This is a genomic window from Brevibacillus parabrevis (assembly GCF_003710905.1).
Lineage (GTDB): Bacteria > Bacillota > Bacilli > Brevibacillales > Brevibacillaceae > Brevibacillus > Brevibacillus parabrevis.
Window position 1 is genome coordinate 400,125 of record NZ_RHHV01000010.1, and the last position, 26,806, is coordinate 426,930.

General features: G+C 54.5%; 21 protein-coding genes and 1 pseudogene. 12 read left to right on the top strand and 10 right to left on the bottom strand.

Annotated elements, in window-relative coordinates:
• Positions 1 to 98 precede the first annotated feature (98 nt).
• The 4 genes from EDM60_RS14705 to EDM60_RS14720 all read left to right on the top strand — a co-directional run bounded on the left by EDM60_RS14705 (position 99) and on the right by EDM60_RS14720 (position 4,874).
• Complete coding sequence (locus tag EDM60_RS14705; protein ID WP_122964641.1) at positions 99 to 953, top strand: LysR family transcriptional regulator; 855 nt, start codon at positions 99 to 101, stop codon at positions 951 to 953.
• 151 nt (positions 954 to 1,104) lie between these two features.
• Positions 1,105 to 1,884 (top strand): helix-turn-helix domain-containing protein, encoded by a 780-nt coding sequence (locus EDM60_RS14710; RefSeq protein WP_122964753.1) that lies wholly within the window; start codon positions 1,105 to 1,107, stop codon positions 1,882 to 1,884.
• Positions 1,885 to 2,073: 189 nt separating this feature from the next.
• A complete protein-coding gene (locus EDM60_RS14715; RefSeq protein WP_302053648.1) occupies positions 2,074 to 3,495 on the top strand; it encodes an MDR family MFS transporter in 1,422 nt (473 codons plus the stop codon).
• A gap of 197 nt (positions 3,496 to 3,692) precedes the next feature.
• Positions 3,693 to 4,874: an MFS transporter gene (locus tag EDM60_RS14720; protein WP_122964643.1), complete on the top strand. Its 1,182-nt coding sequence runs from the start codon at positions 3,693 to 3,695 to the stop codon at positions 4,872 to 4,874.
• Positions 4,875 to 4,882: 8 nt separating this feature from the next.
• Here EDM60_RS14720 and EDM60_RS14725 read toward each other — a convergent pair whose 3' ends face one another.
• Complete coding sequence (locus tag EDM60_RS14725; RefSeq protein ID WP_122964644.1) at positions 4,883 to 5,863, bottom strand: helix-turn-helix transcriptional regulator; 981 nt, start codon at positions 5,861 to 5,863, stop codon at positions 4,883 to 4,885.
• 205 nt (positions 5,864 to 6,068) lie between these two features.
• Here EDM60_RS14725 and EDM60_RS14730 point away from each other — a divergent pair.
• Positions 6,069 to 6,287, top strand: a pseudogene (locus tag EDM60_RS14730) (short-chain dehydrogenase); the annotation flags it as partial.
• 137 nt (positions 6,288 to 6,424) lie between these two features.
• Here EDM60_RS14730 and EDM60_RS14735 read toward each other — a convergent pair.
• From EDM60_RS14735 to EDM60_RS14750, 4 genes are read right to left on the bottom strand one after another with little or no spacing between them, the layout of a single operon-like run.
• Positions 6,425 to 7,672: a benzoate/H(+) symporter BenE family transporter gene (locus EDM60_RS14735; protein WP_122964645.1), complete on the bottom strand. Its 1,248-nt coding sequence runs from the start codon at positions 7,670 to 7,672 to the stop codon at positions 6,425 to 6,427.
• 44 nt (positions 7,673 to 7,716) lie between these two features.
• Positions 7,717 to 9,165 carry a sigma-54-dependent transcriptional regulator gene (locus tag EDM60_RS14740; RefSeq protein WP_122964646.1) on the bottom strand — a complete coding sequence of 483 codons (1,449 nt, stop codon included), beginning with the start codon at positions 9,163 to 9,165 and terminating at the stop codon, positions 7,717 to 7,719.
• Positions 9,134 to 10,453, bottom strand: a complete 1,320-nt coding sequence (locus EDM60_RS14745) for a sensor histidine kinase (protein ID WP_122964647.1) — start codon at positions 10,451 to 10,453, stop codon at positions 9,134 to 9,136. The genes EDM60_RS14740 and EDM60_RS14745 overlap by 32 nt, the downstream gene beginning before the upstream one ends.
• Before the next feature lie 9 nt (positions 10,454 to 10,462).
• Positions 10,463 to 11,611, bottom strand: a complete 1,149-nt coding sequence (locus EDM60_RS14750) for an iron-containing alcohol dehydrogenase (RefSeq protein WP_122964648.1) — start codon at positions 11,609 to 11,611, stop codon at positions 10,463 to 10,465.
• A gap of 267 nt (positions 11,612 to 11,878) precedes the next feature.
• Here EDM60_RS14750 and adhP point away from each other — a divergent pair, with 267 nt between their 5' ends.
• Positions 11,879 to 12,892, top strand: coding sequence for an alcohol dehydrogenase AdhP (gene adhP / locus EDM60_RS14755; protein ID WP_063229972.1), 1,014 nt, complete (start codon positions 11,879 to 11,881; stop codon positions 12,890 to 12,892).
• Positions 12,893 to 14,509: 1,617 nt separating this feature from the next.
• On the opposite strand, the gene EDM60_RS14760 is transcribed toward adhP, so the two are convergent.
• From EDM60_RS14760 to EDM60_RS14770, 3 genes are all read right to left on the bottom strand, one after another.
• Entirely contained in the window at positions 14,510 to 15,349 is an 840-nt protein-coding gene (locus EDM60_RS14760) for a DNA alkylation repair protein (protein ID WP_174769221.1), read from the bottom strand.
• A 25-nt stretch (positions 15,350 to 15,374) separates the two neighbouring features.
• Positions 15,375 to 16,043, bottom strand: coding sequence for a peroxiredoxin-like family protein (locus EDM60_RS14765; RefSeq protein ID WP_122964649.1), 669 nt, complete (start codon positions 16,041 to 16,043; stop codon positions 15,375 to 15,377).
• Between the two features lie 81 nt (positions 16,044 to 16,124).
• Complete coding sequence (locus tag EDM60_RS14770; protein WP_122964650.1) at positions 16,125 to 16,829, bottom strand: Crp/Fnr family transcriptional regulator; 705 nt, start codon at positions 16,827 to 16,829, stop codon at positions 16,125 to 16,127.
• Positions 16,830 to 17,069: 240 nt separating this feature from the next.
• Here EDM60_RS14770 and EDM60_RS14775 point away from each other — a divergent pair, with 240 nt between their 5' ends.
• The 3 genes from EDM60_RS14775 (at position 17,070) to EDM60_RS14785 (ending at position 19,313) form a co-directional block, all read left to right on the top strand.
• On the top strand, positions 17,070 to 17,384 hold the full coding sequence (locus tag EDM60_RS14775; protein WP_122964651.1) for a hypothetical protein: 315 nt from the start codon (positions 17,070 to 17,072) through the stop codon (positions 17,382 to 17,384).
• Positions 17,385 to 17,893: 509 nt separating this feature from the next.
• A complete protein-coding gene (locus EDM60_RS14780; protein ID WP_122964652.1) occupies positions 17,894 to 18,664 on the top strand; it encodes a 3-hydroxyacyl-CoA dehydrogenase in 771 nt (256 codons plus the stop codon).
• Positions 18,665 to 18,749: 85 nt separating this feature from the next.
• Positions 18,750 to 19,313, top strand: coding sequence for a MarR family winged helix-turn-helix transcriptional regulator (locus EDM60_RS14785; RefSeq protein ID WP_122964653.1), 564 nt, complete (start codon positions 18,750 to 18,752; stop codon positions 19,311 to 19,313).
• A 489-nt stretch (positions 19,314 to 19,802) separates the two neighbouring features.
• On the opposite strand, the gene EDM60_RS14790 is transcribed toward EDM60_RS14785, so the two are convergent.
• A complete protein-coding gene (locus tag EDM60_RS14790) occupies positions 19,803 to 22,418 on the bottom strand; it encodes a winged helix-turn-helix domain-containing protein (RefSeq protein WP_122964654.1) in 2,616 nt (871 codons plus the stop codon).
• A gap of 197 nt (positions 22,419 to 22,615) precedes the next feature.
• Here EDM60_RS14790 and EDM60_RS14795 point away from each other — a divergent pair, with 197 nt between their 5' ends.
• Positions 22,616 to 23,689: a CapA family protein gene (locus EDM60_RS14795; protein ID WP_122964655.1), complete on the top strand. Its 1,074-nt coding sequence runs from the start codon at positions 22,616 to 22,618 to the stop codon at positions 23,687 to 23,689.
• Positions 23,690 to 23,737: 48 nt separating this feature from the next.
• Here EDM60_RS14795 and EDM60_RS14800 read toward each other — a convergent pair whose 3' ends face one another.
• Positions 23,738 to 24,166, bottom strand: a complete 429-nt coding sequence (locus tag EDM60_RS14800; RefSeq protein WP_122964656.1) for a GNAT family N-acetyltransferase — start codon at positions 24,164 to 24,166, stop codon at positions 23,738 to 23,740.
• Between the two features lie 125 nt (positions 24,167 to 24,291).
• Between EDM60_RS14800 and EDM60_RS14805 the strand changes: the two genes are divergently transcribed.
• Positions 24,292 to 25,677, top strand: a complete 1,386-nt coding sequence (locus EDM60_RS14805; protein WP_122964657.1) for an aminotransferase-like domain-containing protein — start codon at positions 24,292 to 24,294, stop codon at positions 25,675 to 25,677.
• A 58-nt stretch (positions 25,678 to 25,735) separates the two neighbouring features.
• Complete coding sequence (locus EDM60_RS14810; RefSeq protein ID WP_122964658.1) at positions 25,736 to 26,659, top strand: phosphotransferase family protein; 924 nt, start codon at positions 25,736 to 25,738, stop codon at positions 26,657 to 26,659.
• The last annotated feature ends 147 nt before the right edge of the window (positions 26,660 to 26,806 follow it).

Consider the following 26,806-nt stretch of genomic DNA (forward strand, 5'->3'; position numbering starts at 1 on the left):
ATCATACGGGATGAAAATCTGTTAGTATAATGATTGATAATCAAAAAATGCATCATTTTCAGTGATGGATATGGAAAGCAGATGGGGAGAGAGCAAGGGTGGAGCTTAACGATTTAAAAATTTTTCACATGGTAGCGACACTGGGCAGCGTGAGCAAGGCCGCAGCGGAGTTGAGTTATGTGCAGTCCAATGTGACGGCCAGAATCAAGCTGTTGGAAAAAGAGCTGGGAACGCCGCTGTTTTACCGACACAAGCGGGGAATGACATTAAATACAGAAGGGCGAAGATTGCTGGAATATTCGCGCGATATTTTGACGAAGCTGGATGACATGCACCGATTTTTTCATCAAAGCTCGGAGCCTTCCGGTGTGCTGTCCATCGGGATGGTGGAGACAATCAATCGGCTGCCTGAGCTTTTGTCTGCCTATTGCAGCCGCTTTCCGCAAGTGGACTTGTCGCTTACGGCAGGCGTGACCGAGCATTTGCTGCGGATGGTTCTGGATGTGGAGCTGGACGGGGCGTTCGTCACGGGTCCGATCAGCCATCCGTTGATCGAGCAGATGCAGGTGTTTAGCGAAGAGCTGGTGCTGGTCAGCAAAGGAAGCTCCTTCACCATGGATGACATGCCAGGGAAGGCGCTGCTTTTATACAACAAAGGTTGCGGGTTTCGCGAGAGGCTGGAGGGCTGGATGAAGCTGGAAGGAGTGATTCCCAGAAAAGTGATGGAGTTCGGGACGTATGAGACGATCATCGGAGGTGTCACAGCAGGCATCGGCATGACGATCTTGCCCAAGTCGGCGGTACGGCAGCTCGCGGAAAGCGGGCAAATCCATATGCATCCGGTGCCAAAGCCATACCGGGATGTGACGACGATGTTCATACGCCGAAAAGATGCGGCCATGACCAGCACGCTGCAATCGTTTTTGGCTGAAATCGGACGACATAGCGGGTAACGAGACCTATGGATTAAACTGATAATTTTATGTAAAATTTTGAAATTCGTCCTTTTCTATAAGAGAAAATTGTGGTAAATTTATATGGCGAACAAGCGTTCTGTTTCGGTTCGTAAACGATGACAGGTGGAAGGAAGGTGGAGCTTCTGTGATTGACCGATACACCGAAATTGACGAGGTCATTTCTTATATTCATCGACATCTCGATGAGCCTCTGCCACTTTCCCGTTTGGCCAGTCATGTCGCCTACAGCCAGTATCATTTTGCGCGCATTTTCAAGGAAAGAATCGGCTTGTCACCGCTGTACTACGTATCCTCGATGCGTTTGCAGAAGGCTAAGGATCTTTTGTTGCGCACCAACATGAGTGTCCGCGATATCGGCCTGGAAATCGGGCAGCAAAGCCTCGGGACGTTTTCTACCCGGTTTACGGAAAAAGTGGGCATATCGCCAAGCGAGTTCCGCGAGTCAGCGCATCGGGCAGACGACCAACTGCGCACTTTGCAGCTGCTTTCCGACTGGAGCATGGCGAGGTCGTTTGCGGAGACGAAATTGCGGATCAGCGGGACTGTTACGGCTGCGGCTCCTTTTCACGGCGTCATTTTGATTGGCTTGTTTGCCAAGCCGATTCCGGAAGGGCTGCCCTTGTACGGGACACTTCTGCCGTCCCTTGGCGATTTTTGTTTTACGGGCGTCGCGCCTGGCACGTATTATTTGATGGCTACTTCTGTCGATTGGGGCACGCAGGCGATCGATTTTCTTTTGCCGCATTCCACGTTGCGCACCCGATCGAAAAAACCGATCATCGTCACATCGAACAATACCGTTCCACATCAGCAAGTTACCCTCTACGAGCCTCATCCCGACGACCCGCCTATTTTGATTTCCTTGCCGCTCTTGATGGATCATTTCATCAACCGGGTGGCGAAGTAACATCATAGCAATCGAAAAGAAATCATAACCTATGATTCGTGGTAGGCTAGGATAGCTTACTGATTAACGTAAAGAGATGGAGTGGGAACTTTACAGCTGGATTATGAAAGGAGAAACCAAGTGAAAAATCAGCAAGAGGAAAAGCATAATGAAGGCACTTTCGGGAGCAAAAGCAACTTTCTCGTGGTCATGGTGATGATCCTGGGGGTTTTTGTTGCGATTCTCAATGAGACGCTGCTGAACGTTGCCTTGTCAAAAATCATGGATGATATCGGAATCTCTCCAAGCACAGCCCAATGGCTGGCGACTGGCTATTTGCTCGTCATTGGCGTCTTGATTCCGGTGACGGCCTTTCTCATTCAGCGGTTTACAACGAGAGCCTTGTTTTTGTCAGCGATGGGGCTGTTTACTTTGGGAACGCTGGCAGCAGCGCTTGCGCCGGGCTTCGAGCTGCTTCTGATCGGCAGGGTGCTGCAAGCTTCGGGAACGGGGCTGTTGTTCCCGTTGCTGACCAATGTCGTCTTGTCTGTCGTTGCGATTGAAAAAAGGGGATCGGCCATGGGCACGATCGGAATCGTGATCACCTTTGCCCCAGCCATTGGGCCGACGCTGTCCGGCATTATCGTCGAGCATTTCAGCTGGCGCGCCCTCTTTTACGGAGTGCTGCCGATTGCCTTGTTCGTCATCGCTTTCGCCTATTTCCGCTTGAAAAACGTAACGGAAACATCCCGCCCGCGAGTAGATGTGCTTTCCCTGCTTTTGTCCACCTGTGGGTTCGGCGGGATTGTGTTTGGTTTCAGCAGCGCCGGAGAAGGGCATGGAGGCTGGGGCAGCAATGAAGTGCTCGTTCCGATTACGATCGGAGTGATCTCCCTGATCCTGTTCATCTGGCGGCAGCTGCGTCTGGATGAGCCGCTGCTCGATTTGCGCGCTTTTACGTACAAAGTATTTCGGATGTCCACGATTATTATGATGATCGTCATGATGGCGATGTTTTCGGCAATGATGCTGCTGCCGATTTTCCTCCAGAACGCTTTGGGCTACAGTCCGTTTCATGCGGGGCTGATCATGCTGCCGGGCGGGATCGTCATGGGGATCATGTCGCCGATTACAGGACGGCTCTTTGACCGCTTCGGGGCCAAGTGGCTGGCGCTCATCGGACTTGGGTTGGTCGGCAATACGCTATGGCAATTTGCCTTTATTACCGTGTCTACTTCCTACCTCACGATCATGGTTTGGAACACGCTGTTGATGCTCGGCATTTCCATGCTGATGATGCCAGTCATGACCAACGCCTTGAACGAGCTGCCGCCGAAGCTGTATCCGCACGGCACAGCGATCATCAGTACGTTGCAGCAAGTAGCCGGAGCCGTCGGGACGGCGCTGCTCGTCACGATCATGACGAACGGCACGAGCAAGTATTTGGCCCAGTTCGGGGGAGCAGAAGCCGAGCCAGCCCAAAAGGTGCTCGCCATGATGGCAGGAATGAAAAGCGCGTTCCTCCTGGCTTTCGCTCTGGTCGTGCTTGCCTGGATCATATCTATGTTCCTCAAGCGGGCGGTTCCGCCAAAAAAAGAAGAATGGGAAGGTCAGGGCGCATCCGCGCATTGATCGAAGGAGCAGGTCAGTTCAAACGCAGGTTTGGGCTGGCTTGTTTTTTGTGTAACGGAGCGTGTTTACTTTCCTCCCCATAGGAAAAACTAGCTGCAAATCGTCGAACTTTTATTTCCGGGCAGGAAAATGCGACGAGACGCGAAATGATTACAAGGCGTGCTACACGCAGATGACAAGAAAGCAGGGAATCACACATGTCAGCACCTTACAAAAAAGTGTTTTGGGCAGCCGGCTTTGGCTGGATGTTCGACGCGATGGATGTTGCCCTTTTATCATTCATTATGGTGGCGCTCAGGCAAGAGTGGGGACTGACTGCACAAGAAGCGGGCCTTCTCGGGACCGGCAATCTGGTAGGAATGGCGATCGGAGCGATCGTGGGCGGATATATGGCAGACCGGATCGGAAGAAAGCCCGTCTTCCTGCTCACGCTGCTTCTGTTTGGCGCAGCGAGCTTCGCCAGTGCGTTTGCCACAGGCTTTTTCACCATGCTGCTGTTCCGCTTCCTGATGGGACTCGGACTTGGCGCCGAGCTGCCTGTTGCTTCCACGCTGGTCAACGAGTTTGCCCCTGCGGAAAAACGGGGGAGCACCGTTGTTTTGCTGGAAAGCTTTTGGGCGGTCGGCTGGATTGCGGCGGCGGTCATATCGTATTTCATCATCCCGGATTACGGCTGGAGAGTCGCGGTCATCATCGGGGCACTGCCAATCGTGTACGCCTGGTACGCGAGACGCACGATCCCTGAATCGCCCCAGTTCCAGCAACGCTCGGAGCAAGTACCTGTGCAAAAGCTGCTGACCTCGCATCAGCGGGAGACGATCGCTTTGTGGGCTGTCTGGTTTGCCATTGCCTTCTCGTATTACGGCATGTTCCTGTGGATGCCGTCTGTGCTGGTAGACAAAGGCTTCACCATGATCAAAAGCTTCCAGTACGTCCTGATCATGACTTTGGCGCAACTGCCCGGCTATTTTGCCGCCGCCTATCTCGTGGAAAATTGGGGCCGCAAAAAGACGCTGGCCAGCTTTTTGTTCATGACAGCGATCATGGCGTTCGCTTTCGGACAAAGCAGCGGGACGACGGAATTGCTGGTAACGGGTGCCCTTTTGTCCTTCTTCAACCTGGGAGCGTGGGGGGCGCTGTACGCGTACACCCCGGAAAACTACCCGACGCCGCTTCGCGCTACAGGCGCAGGCGTTGCTTCCGGCATCGGACGAATCGGCAGCATCATTGCCCCGTATCTCGTCGGCTATTATTCATCCTTGCATTACAGCTACACGTTTATTTTTAGCATTTTTACAATCGTCTTGTTCATTGGTACGGCGATTTTGCTGATTTATGGCAAAGAAACAAGAGTAGCAAGTGCGGCGCGCGCCAATTGATGACAGCTTCACTGGGCTGCATCCGGTGTGCTGCGAGTTGCGTTTTCGTACAGGTGCAGGATACTGCGAGCGCGGGAGATGACTTCCGCTCGCAGCTCCGCAGGTTCCCGCACCTCGATGAGCGAGGCGTAGCCGAGCACTAGCGCACAGGCGGAATCCAGCGTATGAAATTCAACCTCGGCCTCGATCCAACCGCTTTTGGCGGCATGGGTGGAGGCTATTTTCATGTAGCGCTCCTGTTTGAGCCGGGGCCACGCCTCTTCGCGAAAGCGGATGACTGCCGGATAGCGGGGGAGACTCGCCTTGAACTGTGTCGTCGACTCCTCCCAATAGCTGGCGAGGTCAAAGCTTTCCGGCCGGACAAAAGCTTCTTCCAGCACGCGAGCCTCCGTGAACCGGGAGATGCGGTACGTGCGCAAGTCCGCATCGATCTGCGCGACCAAATACCAGGTGCTCCTTTTGGCGACAAGTCCAAGCGGAAGCAGCGTCCGCTCGACAAGCGCATCTTCGCGCTGGTAGCGAACCCAAAGCTTGCGGCTGAGCCAGACGGCGTCCTGAATGGTGGCGAGCAAAGGAAACGTTTCATCTGATTCATGCCAGCCCGCTCCATCGATATGCAGGCGCTCACGTACTTGCCAGGCATCCTGCTGAACAGGTTGCGGCAAGGCGGACAGCAGCTTCCAAAAAGCACGCTCGTACCCTTCGGCCAGACCGAGGTCGTTCAGCACGCGGGAAGGTGAGGAAAGCATGAGCGATTGCAACTCATCGATTTTCAATCCGGTCAGACTGGTGCGATAGCCTTCCGCGAGAACCCAGCCGCCAGCCGAGCCGCGTTCCGCGTAGACGGGCACTCCAGACGCGCTCAAAGCTTCCATGTCCCGATGAATCGTCCGTTCAGACACCTCCAGCTTCTCGGCTAATTGTCTGGTGGTCATCCGCCCGCAGTTTTGCAGATGCAGCAAGATCGAGAGCAGCCGATCAGCACGCATAGAAAATCCCTCCTGAAAAACGACTTCGTAGTAGCTTCATTTTATCTTATCCAATATGACAGATGGTGTCATATTGGTGAGGTTACACTGTTCCTATCAACCAAAACCAAACAGTCGTGTCCGTTTGGCTGACGGCAAGCGATCTAGCTCTTTTGACGCAGCGCACAGCGTGAATGGCTGGTTCGCACAAAAAGGAGGCGCATGTATGACAGGGAAAGCATTGCAGGGAAAAGTAGCAGTCGTGGCGGGAGGAACGAGAGGGGCGGGGCGAGGAATCGCTATCGGGCTTGGGGAAGCCGGGGCGACCGTCTACGTGACAGGCCGAAGCGTGCGCGGACAGCCATCCGACATGGCGCGTCCGGAAACAATCGAGGAGACAGCCGAGCTGGTAACGGCAAGTGGCGGAGTCGGGATTGCTGTCCAAACAGGGCAATTTAGCTGACGCCAAACAACAATGAAAAGCATTGATTGATCAACGTTTTTGAAAGGAAAAAGGGGCGTCTCCGAGTCGAAACACCGACTTTGGAGACAGCCCCTTTTGCATCTCGTATAGCGATTTCCCTAAGCGAGCGGCTGTGTATTTTTTTTGCGAGTCAACCAGTTGCGGACGTTTCCGTTCAAAATCAGATTGGTGACGACGCCTGCGATCAGCCCCCAGAACGCGGCACCGATTCCGCCGATCGAAATGCCGGAAATCGTCACGAGGAAGGTGACCAGAGCGGCTTCCCGTTCCTTCATATCGCTCATCGCTTGGGCGAGGCTGGAGCTAAGCGAAGCGAACAGGGCCAGGCCAGCGATGACGGCGATCAGTTCCTTGGGCAAGCCGAAAAAGACAGACGTAATCGTGGCGCCAAACATGCCGAACACGAGATAAAAGGCACCGCAGGCGATTCCGGCGATATAGCGCTTGGAACGATCCTGGTGCGCTTCTTTTCCGGTGCAGATGGCTGCGGTAATCGCCGCCAGGTTAATTCCGTGCGAGCCGAACGGAGCCAGGAGCAGCGAGGCAATCCCGGTCGTCGCCACGAGCGGACTGGCAGGCGTGTCGTAGCCGTCTGCTTTCAGCACGCCGATTCCCGGCGCGTTTTGCGAAGCCATCGTGACGATGCACAGGGGAATCCCCAGCCCGACAATCGCATCGAGCGAAAAGTTTGGCATCGTAAACACAGGGTTCACCAATGTCATTTGCACAGAATCAAGCTGCAAGCGCCCCATGCCAAAAGCGATGGCAAGTCCGACCAAAAGCGTCAGCACGACGGCGTAGCGCGGAAACAACCGTTTGGCGAACAGGTAGCAGAAGATCATCGGCAAGGCAAGCGCAGGCAAATGCTGCATCGAGACGAAAACTTCGACGCCAAAAGCCAACAAAATCCCGGCGAGCATCGCGGTCGTGATCGACTGCGGCACGTATTTCATCAGGATGGAAAACAGGCCGGAGACGCCGAGCAGCGTGATGACGGCTGCGGAAAACAGATACGCGCCAATCGCGTCGCTGTAAGGATAGGTGGTCAGGCTGGATACCAAGAGGACGGCACCTGGCGTCGACCAGGCGGTAATGACTGGCGTCTTGAACCAGATGCTTAAAATAATCGCCGTCAAGCCGCTGCCGATGGAGATCGCCCAAATCCAGGAGGAAAGCTCTGCTTCGCTGAGTCCCGCGCTCTGCGCCGCCTGAAAGACGATCAGGAGCGGGCCGGCATAAGACACGATGGTGGCAATCAGGCCGACGACGACGGCCGAGATGGAAAAATCGCCAGGAATGCTTTTGAGATGCGAAATCGACCAGTGCTGTTGTTTTTGGGGTACCACAATCATTGCCTCCTACAGGGGATTAGCGCAGCGCAGGCGAGGCATTACCCCTTTTCGTTGAGAATGTAGCGGATCGTCCGCTTGGTGATGTTCAGCTTCTTGCTCAGAAGCTGCCTGTCTCCCTTTGTTTCGCTCAAACCTTTTTCGATGATCGCCCGTCCGACTTCCCCTTCCAACAGCTTGATTCTTTTTTGCAAGTAATCGAAATCGACGCCTTCGATGGAAGGGAGCACGCGGGTGAGCGATTCTACAAACCGCTCGCACTCCCGCTCAATCGCTTGCTCGACGCTGCTCGGTTCGGGGTGGGATTGACCAGGCAGCTTCGTTTGCAGCGTCTTTTGCCGCAACTGGGCAGGCAGGTGCTCGGCGCGCAGTTTTTCGCATTCGTGCAGGGCGATCGTTTGATTCAGGACATTCAGGAGCTGTCTGACATTGCCAGGCCAGTCATAGTGTTGCAAAAGCTCCATGGCATCAGGCTCGATCTCGCATGGAGCGCCGCTGCGCTTTTGCAAGTAGGAATGCGCGATTGCCGGGATGTCGCCAGCACGCTCCCGCAGGGGAGGAATTGCCAGCTTGATTCCTTCGAGACGATACAGCAGGTCGCTGCGGAAACGGTTCATCTCGACCTCGTGCTCCAGGTTGCGGTTCGTGGCGGAGATGAAGCGAATATTGCTCTGACCGACCTGTTCGCCCCCGACCCGCATAAATTCTCCCGTTTCCAGCGTGCGCAGCAGCTTGACCTGGATCGACAGCGGGGCTTCGCCAATCTCGTCGAGAAACAGCGTGCCGTTGTGAGCAAGCTCAAACAACCCTTTTCGCGATTTGACCGCTCCGGTAAACGCGCCTTTTTCGTACCCGAACAGTTCGCTTTCCAGCAACGATTCCGGGACGGCACCGCAGTTGAACGCGACGAAAGGCTGCTGGGCGCGGTTGCTCGCTCCGTGGAGAAAACGGGCCATCAGCTCCTTGCCTGTTCCGGTCTCTCCTTCTATCAAGATGTGGATCGCCTTTTTTGCTAATTTTTTGGCAATGGCGATCATTTTGCTCATCGGGCTTTCTGCTGAATACACGATACCATATTGCGCGGCTTCTTGGGATAGGTCATCTTTTTGGTTCGCCGAAGTAGAGAGGACAGAATCAATGATGTGTTCCAGACTGTCCAGATTGTCGAACGGCTTTTCCAAATAGTCTTTGGCCCCCCACTGCATCGCTGTGACGGCCGACTTGATGGTGCTGTAGCCAGTCATGATCAACACTTCGCACGCGGGAAAAACGGCTTTGATCTTGCGCAGCAGCTCCAGCCCGTCCGCGTCAGGCAGCTTGAGATCGACGAGAGCAGCCTGAAAGCCGCGGGAATCGTTTTGCAAAAGCCATTGGACGTCCTTGCCCGTGTTGGCGACGACTACCTCGCAATTTTTGCGCCGGAGAAAATAGGTGAAAAACGTAGTGACCTCCGTCTCATCATCCACAATCAATATCCGTTTCTGCTCCATGATGTTGGTGTTCCTCCTCTTTGATCAGCAGTGGCAAAAGCAGCGTAAATTCGCTGTAGCGATTTTCTTCGCTTTGCGCATACAGCTTGCCGCCGTGCGCTTCGGCGATGCCAAGGCTGACGGACAAGCCCAGTCCTGTCCCTTTTGTCCGTTCTTTGGTCGAGAAAAAAGGCTGGAAAATTTGTGAGAGCTGTTCGGCTGGAATGCCCGTCCCGTTGTCGTAAACGGACAAGCCTGCGTAGCGGACGCCGTCTTCTTCGACGGGAAAGGAACGGATGAGAATCCGCGGCGCTTCCTGCTCGGACAAGGCATCCCTGGCGTTCAAGAGCAAGTTGATGACGACTTGCTCGATCTGATGGCGGCTGCCGTGAAACAGCAGGCTCGGCTCGTTCATTTCCCGGGTTATGGTCAGGCCGCAGACAGACAGCTGGTAGCCGATCAGCCCGAGCACATCCTCCACGACTTCGTCAATGGAGACAGTCTCAAACAAATACTCCTCTTGCCGGGAGAAGGTCAGCAGGTTTTGAATAATTTTTTTGCAGCGGACGCCGCACTGATAAATGTCGCGCATGAGCGGCGCGGTCGGAGCATCGGCTGTTTCGCGCAAAAGCAGTTGGGAATTGCCGAGAATCGCGGTCAGCGGACTGTTCAGCTCGTGGGCGATTCCAGCGGCCATTTCCCCGATGGCAGCCATTTTTGCCGACTGGATCAGTTGGGCCTCGATCTTGATTTTTTCGTTCACGTCCTGAAACAGCAGGCTGTTTTCCACGATGACGCCTACGTGCCGGGCAACGAGCTGGATCAACTCGGCTTCTTCGGGATCGGCTGGGCGCTGTTCCTCTCGCAAAAGCGTCAAGTAGCCGAAAGTCTGGTTCAATGGATTGCGCAGCGACACCGAAGTCGCATAGTGCTGCGGCAACGTTTGCGCCAGCTTGTGATGAAGCTGCTCGGGAAAGTTTGCCGTGTCAGGGCAGTGCGGATGAGTCAACGTGTGGCACTGCCAGTCCGTGTCTGTCCGCATGCACAAGTACGACGTCGGCGTGCCTCCTTTGACAATCGTCAACGTAAAGTGCTCGAAGGCGAGAATTTGCGATAGCTGCTGGGCTATGTAGCTGCTCGTTTGCTGCCAGGTTGCGTCGATCTGGATGTGCGTCAGCTGATTGATGACCGCGAGCTGGCGGTTTTTCTTTTTCATTTCTTCGACGAGATAGACAAGCTCGCTGTAGTAGCTTTTTCGCGAGGAAGATATTCCGGTGAGCTTTTCGAGTATCTCCTGTTTGCTTTGCATGGCGGCCTCCTATAGAGCTTGGCGAAAGAGAGAAGCGACGTCTTGGACGCTCATGTCGCGCGGATTGGTTGTCATGCACACATCGAGCAAGGCGAGTGAGCTGAGCAGTTCGATCTGGTCAGGGTGCAGCCCGATGGCAGACAGCGATTGCGGCACGTCCAGGTCTTTTGCCAGATTCGTCACGGCTTTCATGGCGAGACGAGAGGCGTCGTGCGTGCTCAGACCCGAGGTGTTTTCGCCCAGACATTCGGCGATTTGCCTGTATTTTTCGGGAGCGGCGATATAGTTGTATTCGAGAACGTGCGGCAGCAGGATGGCGTTTACTTCCCCGTGCGGGGCGTCGAGGAAGCCGCCCAGTTGATGGGACATGGCGTGGACGGCTCCGAGTATGGCGTTGGAAAAAGCGATTCCGGCCTGCAAGCTCGCCATTGCCATCGCTTGCTTGGCGGAGGCGTTGTACTGGCTGGCGGCGGATGGACGCAGATGTTCGGCGATCAGGCGCATGGCTTGCAGGGAGTGAACCTCGGTAAGCGGCGTCGCAGCGAGCGAAATATACGACTCGATGGCATGGGTCAGGACGTCCATGCCTGTATTGGCAGTGAGTTGTCTGTCTTTGGTCATCAAGGTTTGCGGATCGATGATGGCGATATCCGGGATGAGCGATTTGGAGATGATCGCCATTTTTACTTTGCGCGCGCTGTCTACGATAATCGAAAACTGCGAGACTTCGGAGCCGGAGCCAGCCGTAGTCGGCACCATGACCATCGGCGGGAGCGGATGCTGAATCTGATCGACTCCTTCATACTGCACAATGCTTCCTTCGTTGGTGGCGAGCAGGGCGATGGCTTTGGCTGCGTCGATCGCGCTGCCGCCGCCGACTCCGAGAATCGCGTTGCACTCGGCAGCACGGTACGCCGCGATTCCGGCGTGAATCTCGTAATCTTTCGGATTGGCCGTCACGTTGGTCCACAAATGATAGTCGAGCTTTTGCTGCTGCAAGTAGTGGATGATTCGCTCGGCCCAGCCTGCGCTTACGACACCGGGATCGCTGACGAGAAAAACGCGGGATGCTCCCAGACGGCGAAGGCTTTCCCCGACTTGGCCGATGGATTGGTTGCCGAAGATGATCTCCGGTGTCATAAATTTGGATATTTGCATGCTGCTTACCCCCTTTTTCCCTATGTAGTTAATACCGCAGACAGGGTCGAATCCCTTTTTTGGCCAAAAGCTTGGCTCGCGGGCCGTTTTTTTGGCTGATAGGCCGAAAAATCGGCCAGTCCGAAGGTGAGACAAGGCGAAAAAGCGCGAAAGATAAAGCGCTTACAATTTGGCATGCTGCTTGCAAATATATAGGAGCGAAAATACATAACCGCTCATTCGGCACACAAACAGGTGCCCGTGGGGGAAAAGAGGAGGAAGGTCGAGATGAAAGCAGCAGTGGTCAACGAGTTCCATCAAAAGCTGGAGGTAAAGGAAGTAGCGGTTCCAGAGGTGGGTTACGGGGAAGTGTTGGTCAAAATCAAGACGTGCGGCGTTTGCCATACAGATTTGCATGCAGCGCATGGAGACTGGCCGGTCAAGCCGAAGCTGCCTTTGATTCCGGGCCATGAAGGGGTAGGGGTCGTGGAAAAGCTGGGCGAAGGCGTCACTTCCTTGAAGCTGGGCGACCGGGTAGGCATCCCGTGGCTGTTCTCCGCGTGCGGCGAGTGCGACTATTGCCTCACGGGTTGGGAGACTTTGTGCCAGAAGCAATTGAATGGCGGTTATTCCGCAGACGGAGCTTACGCGGAGTATTGCGTGGCGCCAGCGGCTTATGTGGCGCGTATCCCGGATGAACTGGGAGACGTGGAGGCTGCTCCGATCTTGTGCGCGGGCGTGACTACTTACAAAGCGCTGAAGGTCGCCAATGTGAAGCCGGGCGACTGGGTGGCAATTTTCGGGATCGGCGGACTGGGCCACGTAGCCCTGCAATATGCGAAAGCAATGGGGTACAACGTCGTCGCGGTAGACATTCACAACGAGAAGCTCGAACTGGCAAAAGAATTGGGTGCTGACGTGACGGTCAACAGCAGCGAGGTCGATCCTGTGGAGGCGATTACCGAGCAGGTCGGTGGCGTGCACGGAGCGATTAGTGTGGCTGTAACGAAAAAAGCGTTTGAGCAGGCGTACAAATCGGTTCGCCGCGGTGGCTCGCTCGTGGTGGTTGGATTGCCGAATGCCGAGCTGCCTATCCCGATTTTCGATACGGTGCTCAACGGTGTAACGGTCAAAGGCTCGATCGTAGGAACGCGCAAAGACATGCAGGAAGCACTCGACTTCGCGGCTCGCGGCAAGGTTCGCGCGATCATCGAGACACAGCCGCTGGATAAAATCAACGAGGTGCTGGAACGGATGGAAAAAGGCCAAATTAACGGCCGCGTCGTGTTGACGATGGAGTAATGATCGTTTTAGGGAAAAGACAACTGCTGCCTGGTGGTCGCTTGGAGACTGCTGGGTGGCAGTTTTTTTGAATGGGGAGGAAATGGGCGGGGGTCACTGTTTTCTCGGCCAACGGTAAGCATTGGTCGGATCGTGATTTTTTGAGAGTTGATCAAGGATGAAAAATTCAAGTGCGGCTGTTGATCGCGGCTGTAGGGGAGGGAGGAAACAGGAGAAACCGCTGTAGGGACGTGGGCCTCTAGCGGGGAAGGGTGGACTGCCCGTCTCCGGCGAAAAAGGAAAACCGCGTCAAAAGCAGCGAGATCGAAGAAGCGGACGCACGTTGCCGCTTAAAGGCGTGTTTTCCTTTTTCACCTCCGCCTCGGAAGGAGTCCCAAAGCCCTTTCGCTTGTTTCTCCTGTTTCCTCGGCCAACGGTAAGCATTGGTCGGAGATTGTTTTTTGGAGGTTGCTCAAGGGCGGAAAATCCAGAGCAGAAATTGAGTAAGTTTTTTCATGAACGGGTTGCATGAAGTGACCGTCTTCAAGAAGACTCTTGCTCATGTTTCTGCGTTTTTTTGAAACCCCGATCACCACCGCTAAAGTACCGATGACGCAGACTACAAAGCGTCAGCTCAAACAAGCTTTTTGGCATTGGCATTTTCTTTGAAACTCGCGCCGACCACAACCAGCTCCTGACGAGGAAAGAGACGAAATCCGCGAAAGCTCTTTGGGATACCGACCGAGGCTCTGAGGAAAAAGCGAAACACGGTTTTAAGCGTCAACGTGCTCCCACTTCTTTGAGCCACTGCTTTTGACGCGGTTTCGCTTTTTCCCCGGAGCCGTGCAGTCTAAGCCCCCAGGGGGTATCCCAAGAAGCTACAGCGATTCGTCTCTTTTCTCGCTTCACCTGAAGTACCGATGACGCAATCTACAAAGCATTACCCCAAACAAGCTTTTATGCATTGGCATTTTTCCGTGAAACTCCCGATGACAACAACCAGCCGCTGACGAGGAAAGAGACGAATCCGCGAAAGCTCTTTGGGATACCGACCGAGGTTCCGAGGAAAAAGCGAAACACGGTTTTAAGCGTCAACGTGAATCTGCATCTGTGAGCGAGCTGCTTTTGACGCGGTTTCGCTTTTTCCCCGGAGCCGTGCAGTCTAAGCCCCCAGGGGGTATCCCAAGAAGCTACAGCGATTCGTCTCTTTCCTCGCTTCACCTGAAGTACCGATGACGCAATCTACAAAGCATTACCCCAAACAAGCTTTTATGCATTGGCATTTTTCCTTGAAACTTCCGATGACCACACCCAGCCCCTGACGAGGAAAGAGACGAATCCGCGAAAGCTCTTTGGGATACCGACCGAGGCTCTGAGGAAAAAGCGAAACACGGTTTTAAGCGTCAACGTGCGTCCGCTTCCCTGAGTCCGCTGCTTTTGACGCGGTTTCGCTTTTTCCCCGGAGCCGTGCAGCCTAAGCCCACAGGGGGTATCCCAAGAAGCTACAGCGATTCGTCTCTTTTCTCGCTTCACCTGAAGTACCGATGACGTAACCTACAAAGCATTACCCCAAACAAGCTTTTTGCATTGGTATTTTTTGAAACTACCGATGACGCAATCTACAAAGCATCCCCCATCCTAGCCCTTCATACTTCTTTGCGCCCTCGCCACGATCCGCTTGGTCGCTTTCTCATCGGACGCATCCAGCCACGCGCGGCATACTTGAACGACCCAATCCGGCTGCGACTTGGCTGCGTCATTTAACCAATTGGCAACCGAATCCTGGACATACTTGGATGGATCGGCTTTCAACGGCGCCAAAAGGGGAAGCCCCCATTCGGGATTCTCCTTCAACTCCGCAATATGCTTGGCCCAAACGCCGCGCGGACGGGTCAATTCAACGGCGAAACGGCGGAGATTGGCATTCGGTTCCTGTACCCAAGCGCCCAGCAGGCGGATGGCTAGTTTCAGCTGTTGGGAAGCAGAGTCCCGGACAGCCATCCATGCGATTTCGCGGACGCCGAAGTGGCTATCGGCGGCAAACGGGCGAATGAGCGCCAGTTTTTGCTCCAGTTCCAACTGATCCAACCCCACGATGTAAGCTGCCCAACAGCGCACGCTATCTGACGGATGCGCCGCCAAGCGTTGGAACAGTTGTGTACGCTCCTCGCCAGTCTTTTGACGGAACACCTCTAGCCATTCGACCGCAATGGCGGGGATGACTTTCATCGTCGGCTGCCCCGCGATTCGTTCCAGCGCGGATAACATCGCGTCAGCATGCTGCTGCAACTGAAGCTCAACCAGGATGTGCCTAAGCAGTTGCAAATGATCGACTGCCAACCACTCTGTCAAATTGACACTCTCGATTCGTCCGCCATTCAATAAAACGAGCACATCCGGGAGAATGTCGCCAGCTTTTCTGGCTCCTTTCCGATTCAGCACCCTTTCTGAAATCGAAGCCATTTCGTCGAATGTCATAGCATAGCCGCCTCCGTAATCGTGATTACCAATCGTTTCGTGAAGCCAGCAAATCCAATACGTGGGAAGGCTCCAGCCTCTGCTTGTAGTCAGCTTCGACGTGAGCCAGACGAATCATGTTCTCACGGTCGATCACATACGTTGCGGGCACAGGCAACTTCCACAAGGAATCGCCATGATACTCGTCGAGAGAAATGCCAAGAGACTGGTAACTTCCCCGTAGCGCTTCCGGAAGCTCGAATACGAGATGGTAGCGGGCTGCGACTTCATTGCGAGGATCGCTCAAAAGCGGAAATCCAAGTTCGTTATTTGCCTTCATGCTGGCTGAATAGGTCGGCGTTTGCGGACTGATCGCCACAAGTTGCGCTCCTGCCTCCGCAAAAAGTGCTGACGCTTGTTGATAAGCCCGCAACGCAATATTGCAAAACGGGCACCAGACGCCGCGATAAAACAAAAGAACGACGGGGCCATTGACCGTCAGTTCAGACAAAGTCATGCTGGCACCGTTTTGATCCGTCAGCGAAAAGTCTGGTGCCTGTGCTCCGGCTTTCAAGCCAGCAGCACCAGCGGATGCCTTTACTTGCTGGATTGACTGCTCGAACATCTTGACCATTTCAGCGGGCAAGTTTTGCTCCATCTGCGCGGTAGCACGATCCAATTCTGTTTGCAAAGAAGCCAGTGGCCTGTTTTCCATCTCGTTCTCTCTCCGTTTCGTCCTGTCATTCAACTCTTCTTCATCATAAGAGAAGCACGAATGGAAAAGATGTAATGCAGTTCACAAGCTGTCATCCTGAGCGAGTTTTTGTGCCGCCCGGAGAATGTCGCGGTGGACGGTCACTGTACGGAACCCGGTGCGGAGCATGCCCGCCTCCGCAAGCTCTTTCAACGCTACAGACACGGCTTCTCTTGAAGCCCCTACCAGGTGGGCAATTTCCTGATGGGAGAGGGGCATGTCGATTCGGCTGTAATCGTCGCCATCGTCCTGAACCCCGAACCGTTCGGAAAGCTCCGCCAGAACGTGGATAATTTTGTCGTGCAGCTTTCTGAGAGCAAGGCTTTGCGCGAGACTGCTCATGTGCGACAAGCGCTCACTCATTACTTTGATCATATTCAGCATGAAACGTGGCCGACGAAGAAGATAACTCTCGAAGCGCTCCTTGTCCATCACGCAAATATCGCTTTCCTCGACCGTCTCGATAAACAGGCCGCGCGTCCCTAGCGAAATATCCCCCATCTCGCCAAAGATGTTCCCCTCGCGCAAAATATCCAAAGTAAATTGCTTGCCTTCCTCATTGAGCCGATACAAACGCACTTTCCCTCGCTTCACAAAGTACAGCCCCTCCGTGAACGTGTCGGGCGTTTGAATGAATGTATATTTCGGAAAAGTCGTAATCGAGGTCAGCTCGTCCATTTCGATCAGGTCTTCGCTGGAAAGGGAACGCAACAAATTGAACTGCGACAAATATTGAATGCGATCCATAGTTCCTCCCGGGTTGGAAAAATAGCGTTGGGCACACTTTTGCGGCCAACGAGCAGTTCGTGCATATGCCCATCATACAACAAAATAGGGTCGGACTACTTTCTCCTGATTCCACACAGCATCTCCGTCAGCCTGTCCAGGAAAATAGCGCGGATTGATTTCTTATCTTTCTATATTTGATTATAATTAGATATAATTAATGTTGTTTAGTTATGTTCCGTGTGGAGGTTTGAGAGGGAAATGCTGACCGCACAAGATCAAACAGAGAAGCTGTGGGAGATGGCCAGACGGATGGAGCCGCACCTGATTCGTCATCAGGCGAATATGGACAAGCTGCTGAGTTTGCTCATGGTACACGAGCTGGTCCGCAATCGTGCGCAAAATGCCGAGGTGGCCGCCGCGGCTGGCGGAGACGGGCAGGCAGAGCATAAAACTGCTGATGTGCCCGGTGAAAAAGAGCATGAGCAACTATGGGATGAACTGTGCCGCCAAGAGAGCTACGAAGCAAAGGTCGCGCAAGCCATCGTTCATCTCGTTGAGCAAATTGCGCCGTAATTCGGCAGCTTGACAGTGCCCGCCAACTACAGTCTGCTGGAAGCCGAGTCACGGCATTGTTTTGGCCAAGAACAAACAAAACCCCGAAGAAAGGGCAGTCGCCTTTTGCGGGGTTATTTGTGCATCCTGTTTATTTGACTCTTCGCTGATTCAGTTCGCTGAGCGTGTCCCAAATAGATAAGGCCAGACAAAGCGTTGCTTGGGCATGGGCAACACTTCCGCAGCTTTTTTCTGAATGGCTTTGACGACACCGTGAAAGACTGCTTGTGTTTTTCTCAGCCGCTTTGCTGCACGCCAATGACCACAGCTGCTGGCCTGTGCGCTGAGCGGAAGGAAGGGCGGTTCGTGTCCATTTATCGGACGAAAACTGTCTCACGAGTGTCCGAACGGCTTGGACACAAGGACAGTTTCGGTAACCCGAAGCAAGGGCTGGCAGCGCTTTTCGCGGCTGGTACTCAACTTGCATTTATTTATCCTGAATGTCGATTTGCAGGAAGGGGGAGAATGGCGTGGACATTCGGGATGTGGTTGCCATTGTAACGGGTGGAGCTTCCGGGTTGGGGGAAGCCACTGTGAGGAATGTGGTAGAGCACGGAGGAAGAGTAGCCATTCTTGATCAGGACCTCGAACGGGGGTACGCCCTGGCAAATGAGCTGGGACGCGATCACGCCCTGTTCGTACAGACGGATGTGACGAGCGAAGCGAGCGTGCGGGAGGCGATCGAGCGCACGGCGGGAGCTTTCGGCACGATTCACGCCGCAGTCAATTGCGCAGGAATGGTTCTGGGGCAAAAGACGCTGTCCAGAAACGGCCCTCATTCCTTGGAGACATTCAGCAAAGTCGTGCAAGTGAACCTGATCGGCACGTTTAATGTCGTGCGAATGGCAGTCGAGCAGATGGCGGGCAACGAGCCAGCCAAAACGGGCGAACGCGGCGTGATCGTCAATACAGCGTCTATCGCTGCTTTTGACGGGCAGGTCGGACAAGTGGCTTACAGCGCTGCAAAGGGCGGGATTGTCGGCATGACCTTGCCGTTGGCGAGGGACTTGGCTCCGTATGGAATCAGGGTGATGACGATCGCTCCTGGTTTGTTTGACACGCCGATGTACGACAAGCTGCCCCGCGCCGTAAAAGACGTGTTGGGAGCGACCGTGCCTTTTCCACCGAGATTGGGTCAGCCCGACGAGTACGCCAAGCTGGTGAACAGCATCATTACGAACCCGATGCTGAATGGAGAGACAATCCGGCTGGACGGGGCGATTCGGATGCAACCGAAATAAGCCGATCGAGCCTGTCTGGTCTACTGAAAAATGGGTTTGGAAAATTTGGTTGACACGAAAAGTAGTTAGGCACCATACTACGTGCATGAACAACGAACCGAAAAACAAGCATGACTTCGACTCTGCTCCTTCGCTTGACCAGGCGAGGCGACAGCTTGCGCGCTACAGTCTGGACGTAGACGCACAGGCAGTTCTTGTAGCCGCGCGACTGATGGAGGCGGGAGCGAAACTCGGCAGCGCAGCGGAGATTCACTTTGGCCGCTTCGGCTTGTCAACCGGGCGCTATCGGCTTTTGGCGGAGCTGGAAACCAACGACGGAGAGCTGCTGCCTTCGCAATTGGCAGACAATCTCGGCGTCACCCGCGCTACGGTGACGGGCCTGATTGACGTGCTGGAGCGCGATGGACTCGTCTCCCGGCGAAAAAGCATGCAGGATGGACGCCAAAAAGCGGTTGTTTTGACCGAAGCGGGTGCGAGCAAGCTGAGGGACATGGCGCCTGAGCATTTCATGCGGCTGGAAGCGATGGTCAGTTCCCTTTCGCTGGAGGAGCGCAGCGTATTTCTGTCCCTGCTTGGTCGCGTGACAGAAGGCATCTCGGCACTGACAGATGAAAAGAAAGACGTGCAAGCAAACAGCAAGAAAAGGTAAAGACGGGCTAGGAAAACTAGCCCATTTTCACAGGTATATAGTTAGGAACCTAATTATATATTCAAAAAACAAGGAGGAAGTTCATTCATGGGGGTGAATCATCCGGCAAAGACAGCGGCTGTCGCTGAGACGAGGACGGGTCGCCCCAAGGCAAGGCGAAATCGTTTGTGCTGTGGCGGGAAGTCATGATGGCGTATTTGTTTCCGGCAGTCATGGTGGGATGGCTGGCTCGCCACAGCAGCTAAAGGCTTGCAGATCGGAGCGCTGACCACAAGCGGGGGTACCTCGCCCTCGCGGCTTTGCTCGTTGGATTATGGCTGCTCGCGAAAGGGGCGGAAGATGGCTGGATCACTCGCACCCGACAAAGCGACACTCAAACAGGCTTTCATGCAATCAGTAATTTCCTTGAAACTCCCGACTATCCCCAAAAGAAAAAAGACCCCGCCCACAAAACCGTGGCGAAGCCTTTTCTCATCCTAAAGCTCAGCTTTATAACATAGTGCTTGTCGGCGCCTCCAAAAGCGAGATTTCCTGTGCCCGGAGCAGCGCTTGGGTACGGTTTTCCACACCGAGTTTCCCGTAAATCCGGTGCAGGTACACTTTGACCGTACCGACCGTGTTGCCCAGCTCTTCGGCAATTTGCTTGTTGGACGCCCCTTGGCCGAGCATGGACAAAATGATCATTTCCTTGCCTGTCAACGGCTCTGGAAGCGGCGAGAATGAGCTGCCATGCGCTCTTGCCCGCTTTTTCGGGAAAAGCTCAAGCAACTGCTGCACATAGTCGGGAGAAATGACCGGAGGAGCTTGCTCCGTCCTGGAGTTTTCCCGCTGCTGGTAAGCGCTGAGCAAGCTGTACATAGCCAGCCCCTCATCCAAAAAGCTGCGTACATACAAGTTTTTCGCCCCGATGACAAGGGCCTCGTGCAGATGTGCCAACGCCTCGCGCTTGTTGCCTTGCTGCTGGAGCGCCATCGCTTGCAGATTGGCGATTTCTACCTGGCTGCCTAACAGTCCCTCCCTGACGCCAATTTGCTTCAAAGGGGCAAGAATCTTGAGCGCATCTGCCTCCTGCTGTTTGGCGAGCAGCAGCCGGACATAGGCCAACTGCTCCAGCTCTTTATGAATACTGGGTTTGTGAAAAGTGGAGCGGGGCAGCTTGGCAAGCTCTGCCTCGGCCCAGGCCACATCTCCTTCCCTGAGTGCGATGTACGCCTGAAAAGCGCGCAACGGACTGATCCAGTACAGCTGCGACCACCCCGTGACAATCTCCATCGCTTCCTGGACAAGCCTTCGCGCTTCCTTGAAATCCTGGTTCGCCAGCAAGTGCCGGGCATGAGTCAGTACATACGGAACATAAAGTCCGGGAATTTTTTGCTGCAGCGCTACAGGCGCGATTTTTTGCAAAAACGCGAAGCTTTCTTCGAGCTTGTTCTCCTCGTAAAGCCCTTCCGCCAGCGCCTGGACGACGTATTTGTTGATCAAGGAGTCCTGCCAGCCGTGCGCCTCCAGAATAGCGGAAAACTGCTTGCCGACCAGCTCCGTTTCCTCGGACAGCATCCCTTTCAAGCCGAATCGCGTCCTGCGGATGAACGGCTCGGTCGTGTTGTAGTTCAGATGATAAAACAACGGGTTTTGCGGCAAGTCCTCCTGCAATTGGGACGAGCTGGCTACCCAGCTTGCGAAATCGCCGTTGGCAAAGACGAGATTGGCCCGGACAAAAAACAGGCCGCTGGCAAACTGTTCGCGCTCCGCGGATGGGGGCATGCTCTGGCAGTCTTTTTCCAGCAGGTCAAGCTCGGCTTGGGCAAGACTGGTCTGATCGCAAGCGATTAGCAAAAAGACGTAGAGCAGCCTGAGCAGCGGCGGCATATTTTGCCCGTGATCCGGGATGCTCGTAAGCGCGCGCAGCAAGGTGAAAAATTCGCCGCGCGAAAGCCACGTCGGGAAGTGCTGCGCAAGCAACTGCACGGCGAGCGGGTAATCGCAAGCGCAAATCGCATGCTCGATGGCTTCGTCCAGAAATCCGCGCGCAGCAAAGCTCTCGCTGGCAAGCTTGTGCAGCTCGTAAGCTTTGCCAGGGTAAGTCAGCTCCAGTTGGCTGCGCAAAAAATCGGCAAACAAATGATGGTAGCGATACCAAGTCTGATCGTCATCGAGGGGAAACAAAAATATATTTTGTCTGTACAGCTCAGCCAAAACTTGCTGACTGCCCGTCATGCCGACCAGCGCGTTGCATACGTGGGCGTCCAGCCGCGACAGCACGGAGGTCAGCAACAGGAAATCGCGCGTCGATTGGGGCAGCTGCACCAGCACTTCGTGAAACAAATAGTCGGAGATGTCGCGGTGTGCCCCCGTAAATTTGGCAAAAAACCGCTCGTGGTTCCCGGAGGTGGAAAGCGAAATCGCAGCGAGTTGCAGCCCGGCGACCCAGCCTTCTGTGCTGGCGACGAGACTGGCGATTTGCTCCTCGGAAAGCAGCAAGCCATGCACCTGCTGACAAAAGCTGAACGCCTCGGCTTGATCGAACAACAGCTGCTGTGGCGTCAGATGAACAAGCTCGCTCCGAAGACGCCATTTTGCCGTTGAAAAGGGCAAGGCACTGCGGCTGGCGATGTACACATGGCAGTTGCCTGGCAAATATTCAATAAAGTAAGCGAGGCTGTCGTGGATCGCGCTTTCCGAAATCACATGGTAGTCATCGAGAATGATCGCCAGCGGCTGGTGAATCGTTGTCGCCAGCTCATTGAGCAGCGAGTCTATAAACGAAAAAATCGAAGTATGAGAGGTTGCCTTCATGGAGTTTTCCATGTTCTCCGCCAGATGCGGGGAAGAGGCATTTGTCAGCATATGCACGATATAGCGCCAAAACCGGACGAGATCGTTGTCTTTCTCATCGAGCGAAAGCCACGCCAGCTGCCCGCTGAAATCGTGCGCCCATTGGCAAAGCAGCGTTGTCTTTCCGTAGCCCGCCGGTGCGTTTACAAACGTGAGCCGGCACTGTAGCCCATTGTTCATTTGTTCCAGCAGATGACTTCTCTTTACACTGTCGAAGCGATAGGCAGGGACCGCTGTTTTCGTTTTCAACATAACGGATGGTTGACCCATTTTTCCTCCTTTCCATTCTTTGCAGCGTAAAAGGTATGTCCTTATTATACTAGCGAAAACAGCACGCTTCGACATGGAAAAAAGTCTCGTCAAATGAGGGCGAGAAATGATGGCAAGTCCGAAGACACGCTTCAACACTCTTTTTGCCCCAAGCCTTCTACAATGAGCATAAAAAAGCAAGAGGGCGTGTGAGGCGGATGGGGATTGTTCGTTGGAGCGGTGCGGCTGCTGTGGCCGTTGCTGCGTTGGTGCTCGCGGTCAGCAGTGCAAGTCCGCCGACCATCCATGCGACAGGTGCGGACGCGAAGCAAGAGGAGACGGCGGAGGAAATCCGGATTGCGTTTGTGGGAGACATCATTTTGGATAAAAGCGTGGGGGTGCAAATCGGACGGCACGGGGTAGACTATCCGTTTCAAAAAACAGGGGAGTTTCTGCGACAAGCTGATCTCGCCATCGCCAATCTGGAGACGCCTGTCAGCACACGCGGCAAGCCGGAGAAAAAAGAATTTACGTATCGCGCCCAGCCCAGCGCACTGAACGGACTGAAAAATGCCGGCATCGACGTAGTCAATCTGGCTAACAACCACACGCTCGATTACGGCGTAGACGCTTTGCTGGACACATTCGGACATTTGGACAAGCAGCAAATCGGCTACGTGGGCGCAGGCAAAAACGAAGCGGAAGCATTTGCGCCGCAGATCCAGACGATCAAGGGCAAGCGAGTGGCAGTGATCGGCCTGAGCCACGTGCTGCCCAATTATCGCTGGTACGCGGGCAAAAACAAGCCGGGACTTGCTCACGCCTACTCCTACGAACCGATGCTGTCCTATGTGAAGCAGGCGGTTGCCCAGTCGGATATTACGATTGCGGTGATGCACTGGAACCTGGAGTACAAGGACACGCCTGAGCCGTATGCGCGCGAGTTGGCGAAAAAGCTGATCGACAGCGGCGTGGACGCGATCGTCGGCTCACACAGCCATTCCGTGATGGGCGTCGAATTTTACAAGCAAGTCCCGATCTACTACAGCGTCGGCAACTTTGTGTTTACGACCTCGTACAATTCGAAAGGACGCGAAGCGATGATGGTAGAGCTTGCTTTTAAAGAGAAAGAAACCAGCTCCCGCGTCATTCCTGTGAAAATCGTGAATGGACAGCCCGCGGAGCAGGACAGTCAAGGCAAGCAGCGCATGATAGACAAGCTGAACCGGATTTCGTACGGGGCAAGCATTGAACGGGACGGTCAAGTCAGGCAAACGGCAAAAATCCGTTGAGGAGCATATCCCCACGGATTTTTTTGTTGGCGGAACATGCTTTTGCCATTACGAGAGCGGCATCGGTACTTCTGCCATTCTACGCATCATCTCTTTGCGGACGAAGCCGTATTTTTCGTACAGCCCATGGGCATCCCGCGTTGCCAGCGTCATGTTTGTATGGCGAATAGCCGGGTGCTGCACCATGACCTCCATCAGCCATTTGCCCAGCCCTTTTCCGCGGTGGGCGGGATCGATGAAGACGTCGCACACCCAGGAAAAAGTCGCGTAATCGGTGACGACCCGGACAAACCCGGCCTGTCCGCTCTCGTGATACACTCCGAAACAGAGCGATTGCGAAATGGCTTTGACGATCATTTCTCTCGGACGCTCGCCAGCCCAGTAGGTCGTAGACAGCCAGGCAAAAATTTGTTCTTCGTCGAGCAGCTTCGGATCATCACTGATTGTGTAAGGCAATTCGGGGTGTTTCCATTCCATCTGTTGCTCATCCTTTCTCCTGTTTACTGACTGACTTACGATTCACTATACTGTAAGGAACAACCAGGGAGAAACGAGGAAAAAGGGCATCTGTACCCACACAGATGGAGAGCGGGTGGACAAGGGTGGAGAAAAAATACGAGGCGCTCAAGCAACAGCTCAAACAACAGTTGCTGACGGGCAAAATACGCCCCGGAGAAAAGCTGCCGTCGATCCGTACAGCCTCCGAGCGGTGGAATTGCAGTACGAATACAGCGATCCGGGCGTATCAGGAGCTGGAAAAAGAGCATCTCGTGTACGCAGTGCAAAAAAGCGGCTATTACGCGGTGCTGCGCCCGCAGGCCGTCACGCGAACGGGAGCGGGACAGGGACAAATCGATTTTTCCGCGGCCAGTCCGGACCCGGAAGTCATGCCGTATAAAGACTTCCAGCATTGCCTGAACCGGGCGATTGAACTGTACGAGGATCAGCTGTTCACTTATTGCGATCCGCAAGGCTTTTACTCTTTGCGCCGGGAGCTGGAGAAGCATTTGGCCCATTCGCAAGTTTTCGCGCAGCCGTCCATGATTTGCGTCGTTTCCGGCTCGCAGCAAGCGCTGCACCTCTTGTCGTCCATGCCTTTTCCCAATGGAAAAAGCGCCGTCCTGGTCGAGCAGCCTACTTTTCACGGCATGGTTCGCACCTTGCAACTGCTTGGTGTCACGACATACGGCATCGGGCGGACGACGGCAGGCATCGATCTGGACGAGCTGGAGCAGCAGTTTCGCAGCAAGCCGATCAAATTTTTTTATACGATGCCGCGCTTTCACAATCCGCTAGGGACAAGCTACGGAGCCGAGGAGAAAAGGCAAATCGCCAGGCTGGCGGAGCGCTACGGGGTATTTGTGGTGGAGGATGACTATTTGGCGGATATGGAGACGAGCGCGAAGGCCGATCCGCTCTACAGCTACGATCTGTCAGGGCACGTCATTTACGTGAAAAGCTTTTCCAAAATCATGTTGCCCGGACTGCGCCTGGCTGCTGTCGTCTTGCCGCCAGCGGTCATGGAGACATTTCGCCTGCATAAAGCTTCGGCGGACTCCAGCACGTCCGTTTTGTCCCAGGCTGCTCTGGAGCTGTATTTGAACTCGGGGATGTACGATCATCATGCCGCGATGGTCAGAGAGCGCTATCGGACGAGGATGGATGCACTTGCCGCAGCTTGCCGCCGCCACCTGGACCCAAGCATTCAGTGTCCGGCTGCCCACGGCGGAATTTTTACCACAATCGTTCTGCCGAAAGAGCTGGATGCCCACGACGTGATCGCTGCTTTGCACCAGCAGCACGTCTCTGTGCGCTCGACGGACCAAAACTATTTGCCAGGCTTGGGCCGGGACAACGGATTGCGTCTTAGCATCATCCAGACAGACACAGACAAGATCGAGCAAGGAATAGCGCTGATGGCCGAGGCGTGCCGCAAGCTTTTGCAAAAGCGCAAGCAGGAAGTAGCCTGGCGGATACGGCCAGACTGATTGACAGCGACACTAGATGGCTCTTTTTCGGAAGAGCGGACAGGAGGACGAGCAAAACATGACCCAAGCAAACAAGCTGGACAAATGGGGAGAGCTGGCAGGAAAAATCGAACCTTGCGGGAAGCTGCTTCGCGCCTGGGAGCTTGTCGGCGGCATCTCGGCGACGGTGACAGCGCTAGAGCTGGAGTGTGCGGACGGGACGCGCAAAAAAATGGTTGTGCGGCAACACGGCGCAGCAGATCGTGAGCGCAATCCACAGATCGCCTCCGACGAATACAAGCTGCTGCAACTGTTGCAGGAAGCGCATATTCCTGCGCCGAAGCCGCTCCATCTGGAAGCATCGGCAACTATTTTTGCCTCGCCGTGTCTTGTCACGACATTCGTCGAGGGACAGACAGACTTCCAACCAGCCAATCTGTCCGCTTATTTGTCCCAACTGGCAGAGGTGCTTGCCCGTATCCACCGGATCGACCCTGAACAAAAAGCCAGTACCTTTTTGCCGCGTCAGACCGATTGGGTAGCGGATACGCTTCGCAAAACACCGGAAAAGCTGGACGACTCGCTGGACGAGGGGCTGATTCGCGAGCTGCTGGGCACTGTCTGGCCCTTGGCGCGAAAAAATCGCGATGTCTTGTTGCACGGAGATTTTTGGCCAGGCAATACAATGTGGCTGGATGGCCGTCTGACTGCCGTACTCGACTGGGAAGATGCGGCTGTGGGCGATCCGCTCGCAGATGTGGGCAATGCCCGGCTGGAGCTGCTTTGGGCGTTTGGCAGCGAAGCGATGGACGCCTTTACAGCATTTTATCGGGAGAGGATGCCTGATCTCGACTATACGGACTTGGCGTACTGGGATTTGTACGCAGCGCTGCGGCCAGCTTCCAGCCTTGGCAATTGGGGACTGGATCAAGCGACAGAGCAAAGGATGCGTGAGCGGCACAAACAGTTTGTACAGCAAGCTACGGAACGGCGGCACATTTAATCTGGCTTGCGCAGACGAAATCAGAACATTGGGGCATTGACCGATGGAATGGGTCTGTGATAATCTCTAATCATAAGTAAATACATCGGATTTTAGTGAATAGCTGATCGGACTTCCGAAAGCTCCCGCGCAGACAAGACCATGTCG

Excerpts from the sequence above, each read along its gene's own strand:
- EDM60_RS14715 (WP_302053648.1), top strand. The coding sequence starts at position 2,074 with ATGGTGATGATCCTGGGGGTTTTTGTTGCGATTCTCAATGAGACGCTG.
- EDM60_RS14720 (WP_122964643.1), top strand. The coding sequence starts at position 3,693 with ATGTCAGCACCTTACAAAAAAGTGTTTTGGGCAGCCGGCTTTGGCTGG.
- EDM60_RS14725 (WP_122964644.1), bottom strand. The coding sequence starts at position 5,863 with ATGCGTGCTGATCGGCTGCTCTCGATCTTGCTGCATCTGCAAAACTGC.
- EDM60_RS14740 (WP_122964646.1), bottom strand. The coding sequence starts at position 9,165 with ATGGAGCAGAAACGGATATTGATTGTGGATGATGAGACGGAGGTCACT.
- EDM60_RS14745 (WP_122964647.1), bottom strand. The coding sequence starts at position 10,453 with ATGCAAAGCAAACAGGAGATACTCGAAAAGCTCACCGGAATATCTTCC.
- EDM60_RS14750 (WP_122964648.1), bottom strand. The coding sequence starts at position 11,611 with ATGCAAATATCCAAATTTATGACACCGGAGATCATCTTCGGCAACCAA.
- adhP (WP_063229972.1), top strand. The coding sequence starts at position 11,879 with ATGAAAGCAGCAGTGGTCAACGAGTTCCATCAAAAGCTGGAGGTAAAG.
- EDM60_RS14760 (WP_174769221.1), bottom strand. The coding sequence starts at position 15,349 with ATGACATTCGACGAAATGGCTTCGATTTCAGAAAGGGTGCTGAATCGG.
- EDM60_RS14765 (WP_122964649.1), bottom strand. The coding sequence starts at position 16,043 with ATGGAAAACAGGCCACTGGCTTCTTTGCAAACAGAATTGGATCGTGCT.
- EDM60_RS14770 (WP_122964650.1), bottom strand. The coding sequence starts at position 16,829 with ATGGATCGCATTCAATATTTGTCGCAGTTCAATTTGTTGCGTTCCCTT.
- EDM60_RS14775 (WP_122964651.1), top strand. The coding sequence starts at position 17,070 with ATGCTGACCGCACAAGATCAAACAGAGAAGCTGTGGGAGATGGCCAGA.
- EDM60_RS14785 (WP_122964653.1), top strand. The coding sequence starts at position 18,750 with ATGAACAACGAACCGAAAAACAAGCATGACTTCGACTCTGCTCCTTCG.
- EDM60_RS14790 (WP_122964654.1), bottom strand. The coding sequence starts at position 22,418 with ATGGGTCAACCATCCGTTATGTTGAAAACGAAAACAGCGGTCCCTGCC.
- EDM60_RS14795 (WP_122964655.1), top strand. The coding sequence starts at position 22,616 with ATGGGGATTGTTCGTTGGAGCGGTGCGGCTGCTGTGGCCGTTGCTGCG.
- EDM60_RS14800 (WP_122964656.1), bottom strand. The coding sequence starts at position 24,166 with ATGGAATGGAAACACCCCGAATTGCCTTACACAATCAGTGATGATCCG.
- EDM60_RS14810 (WP_122964658.1), top strand. The coding sequence starts at position 25,736 with ATGACCCAAGCAAACAAGCTGGACAAATGGGGAGAGCTGGCAGGAAAA.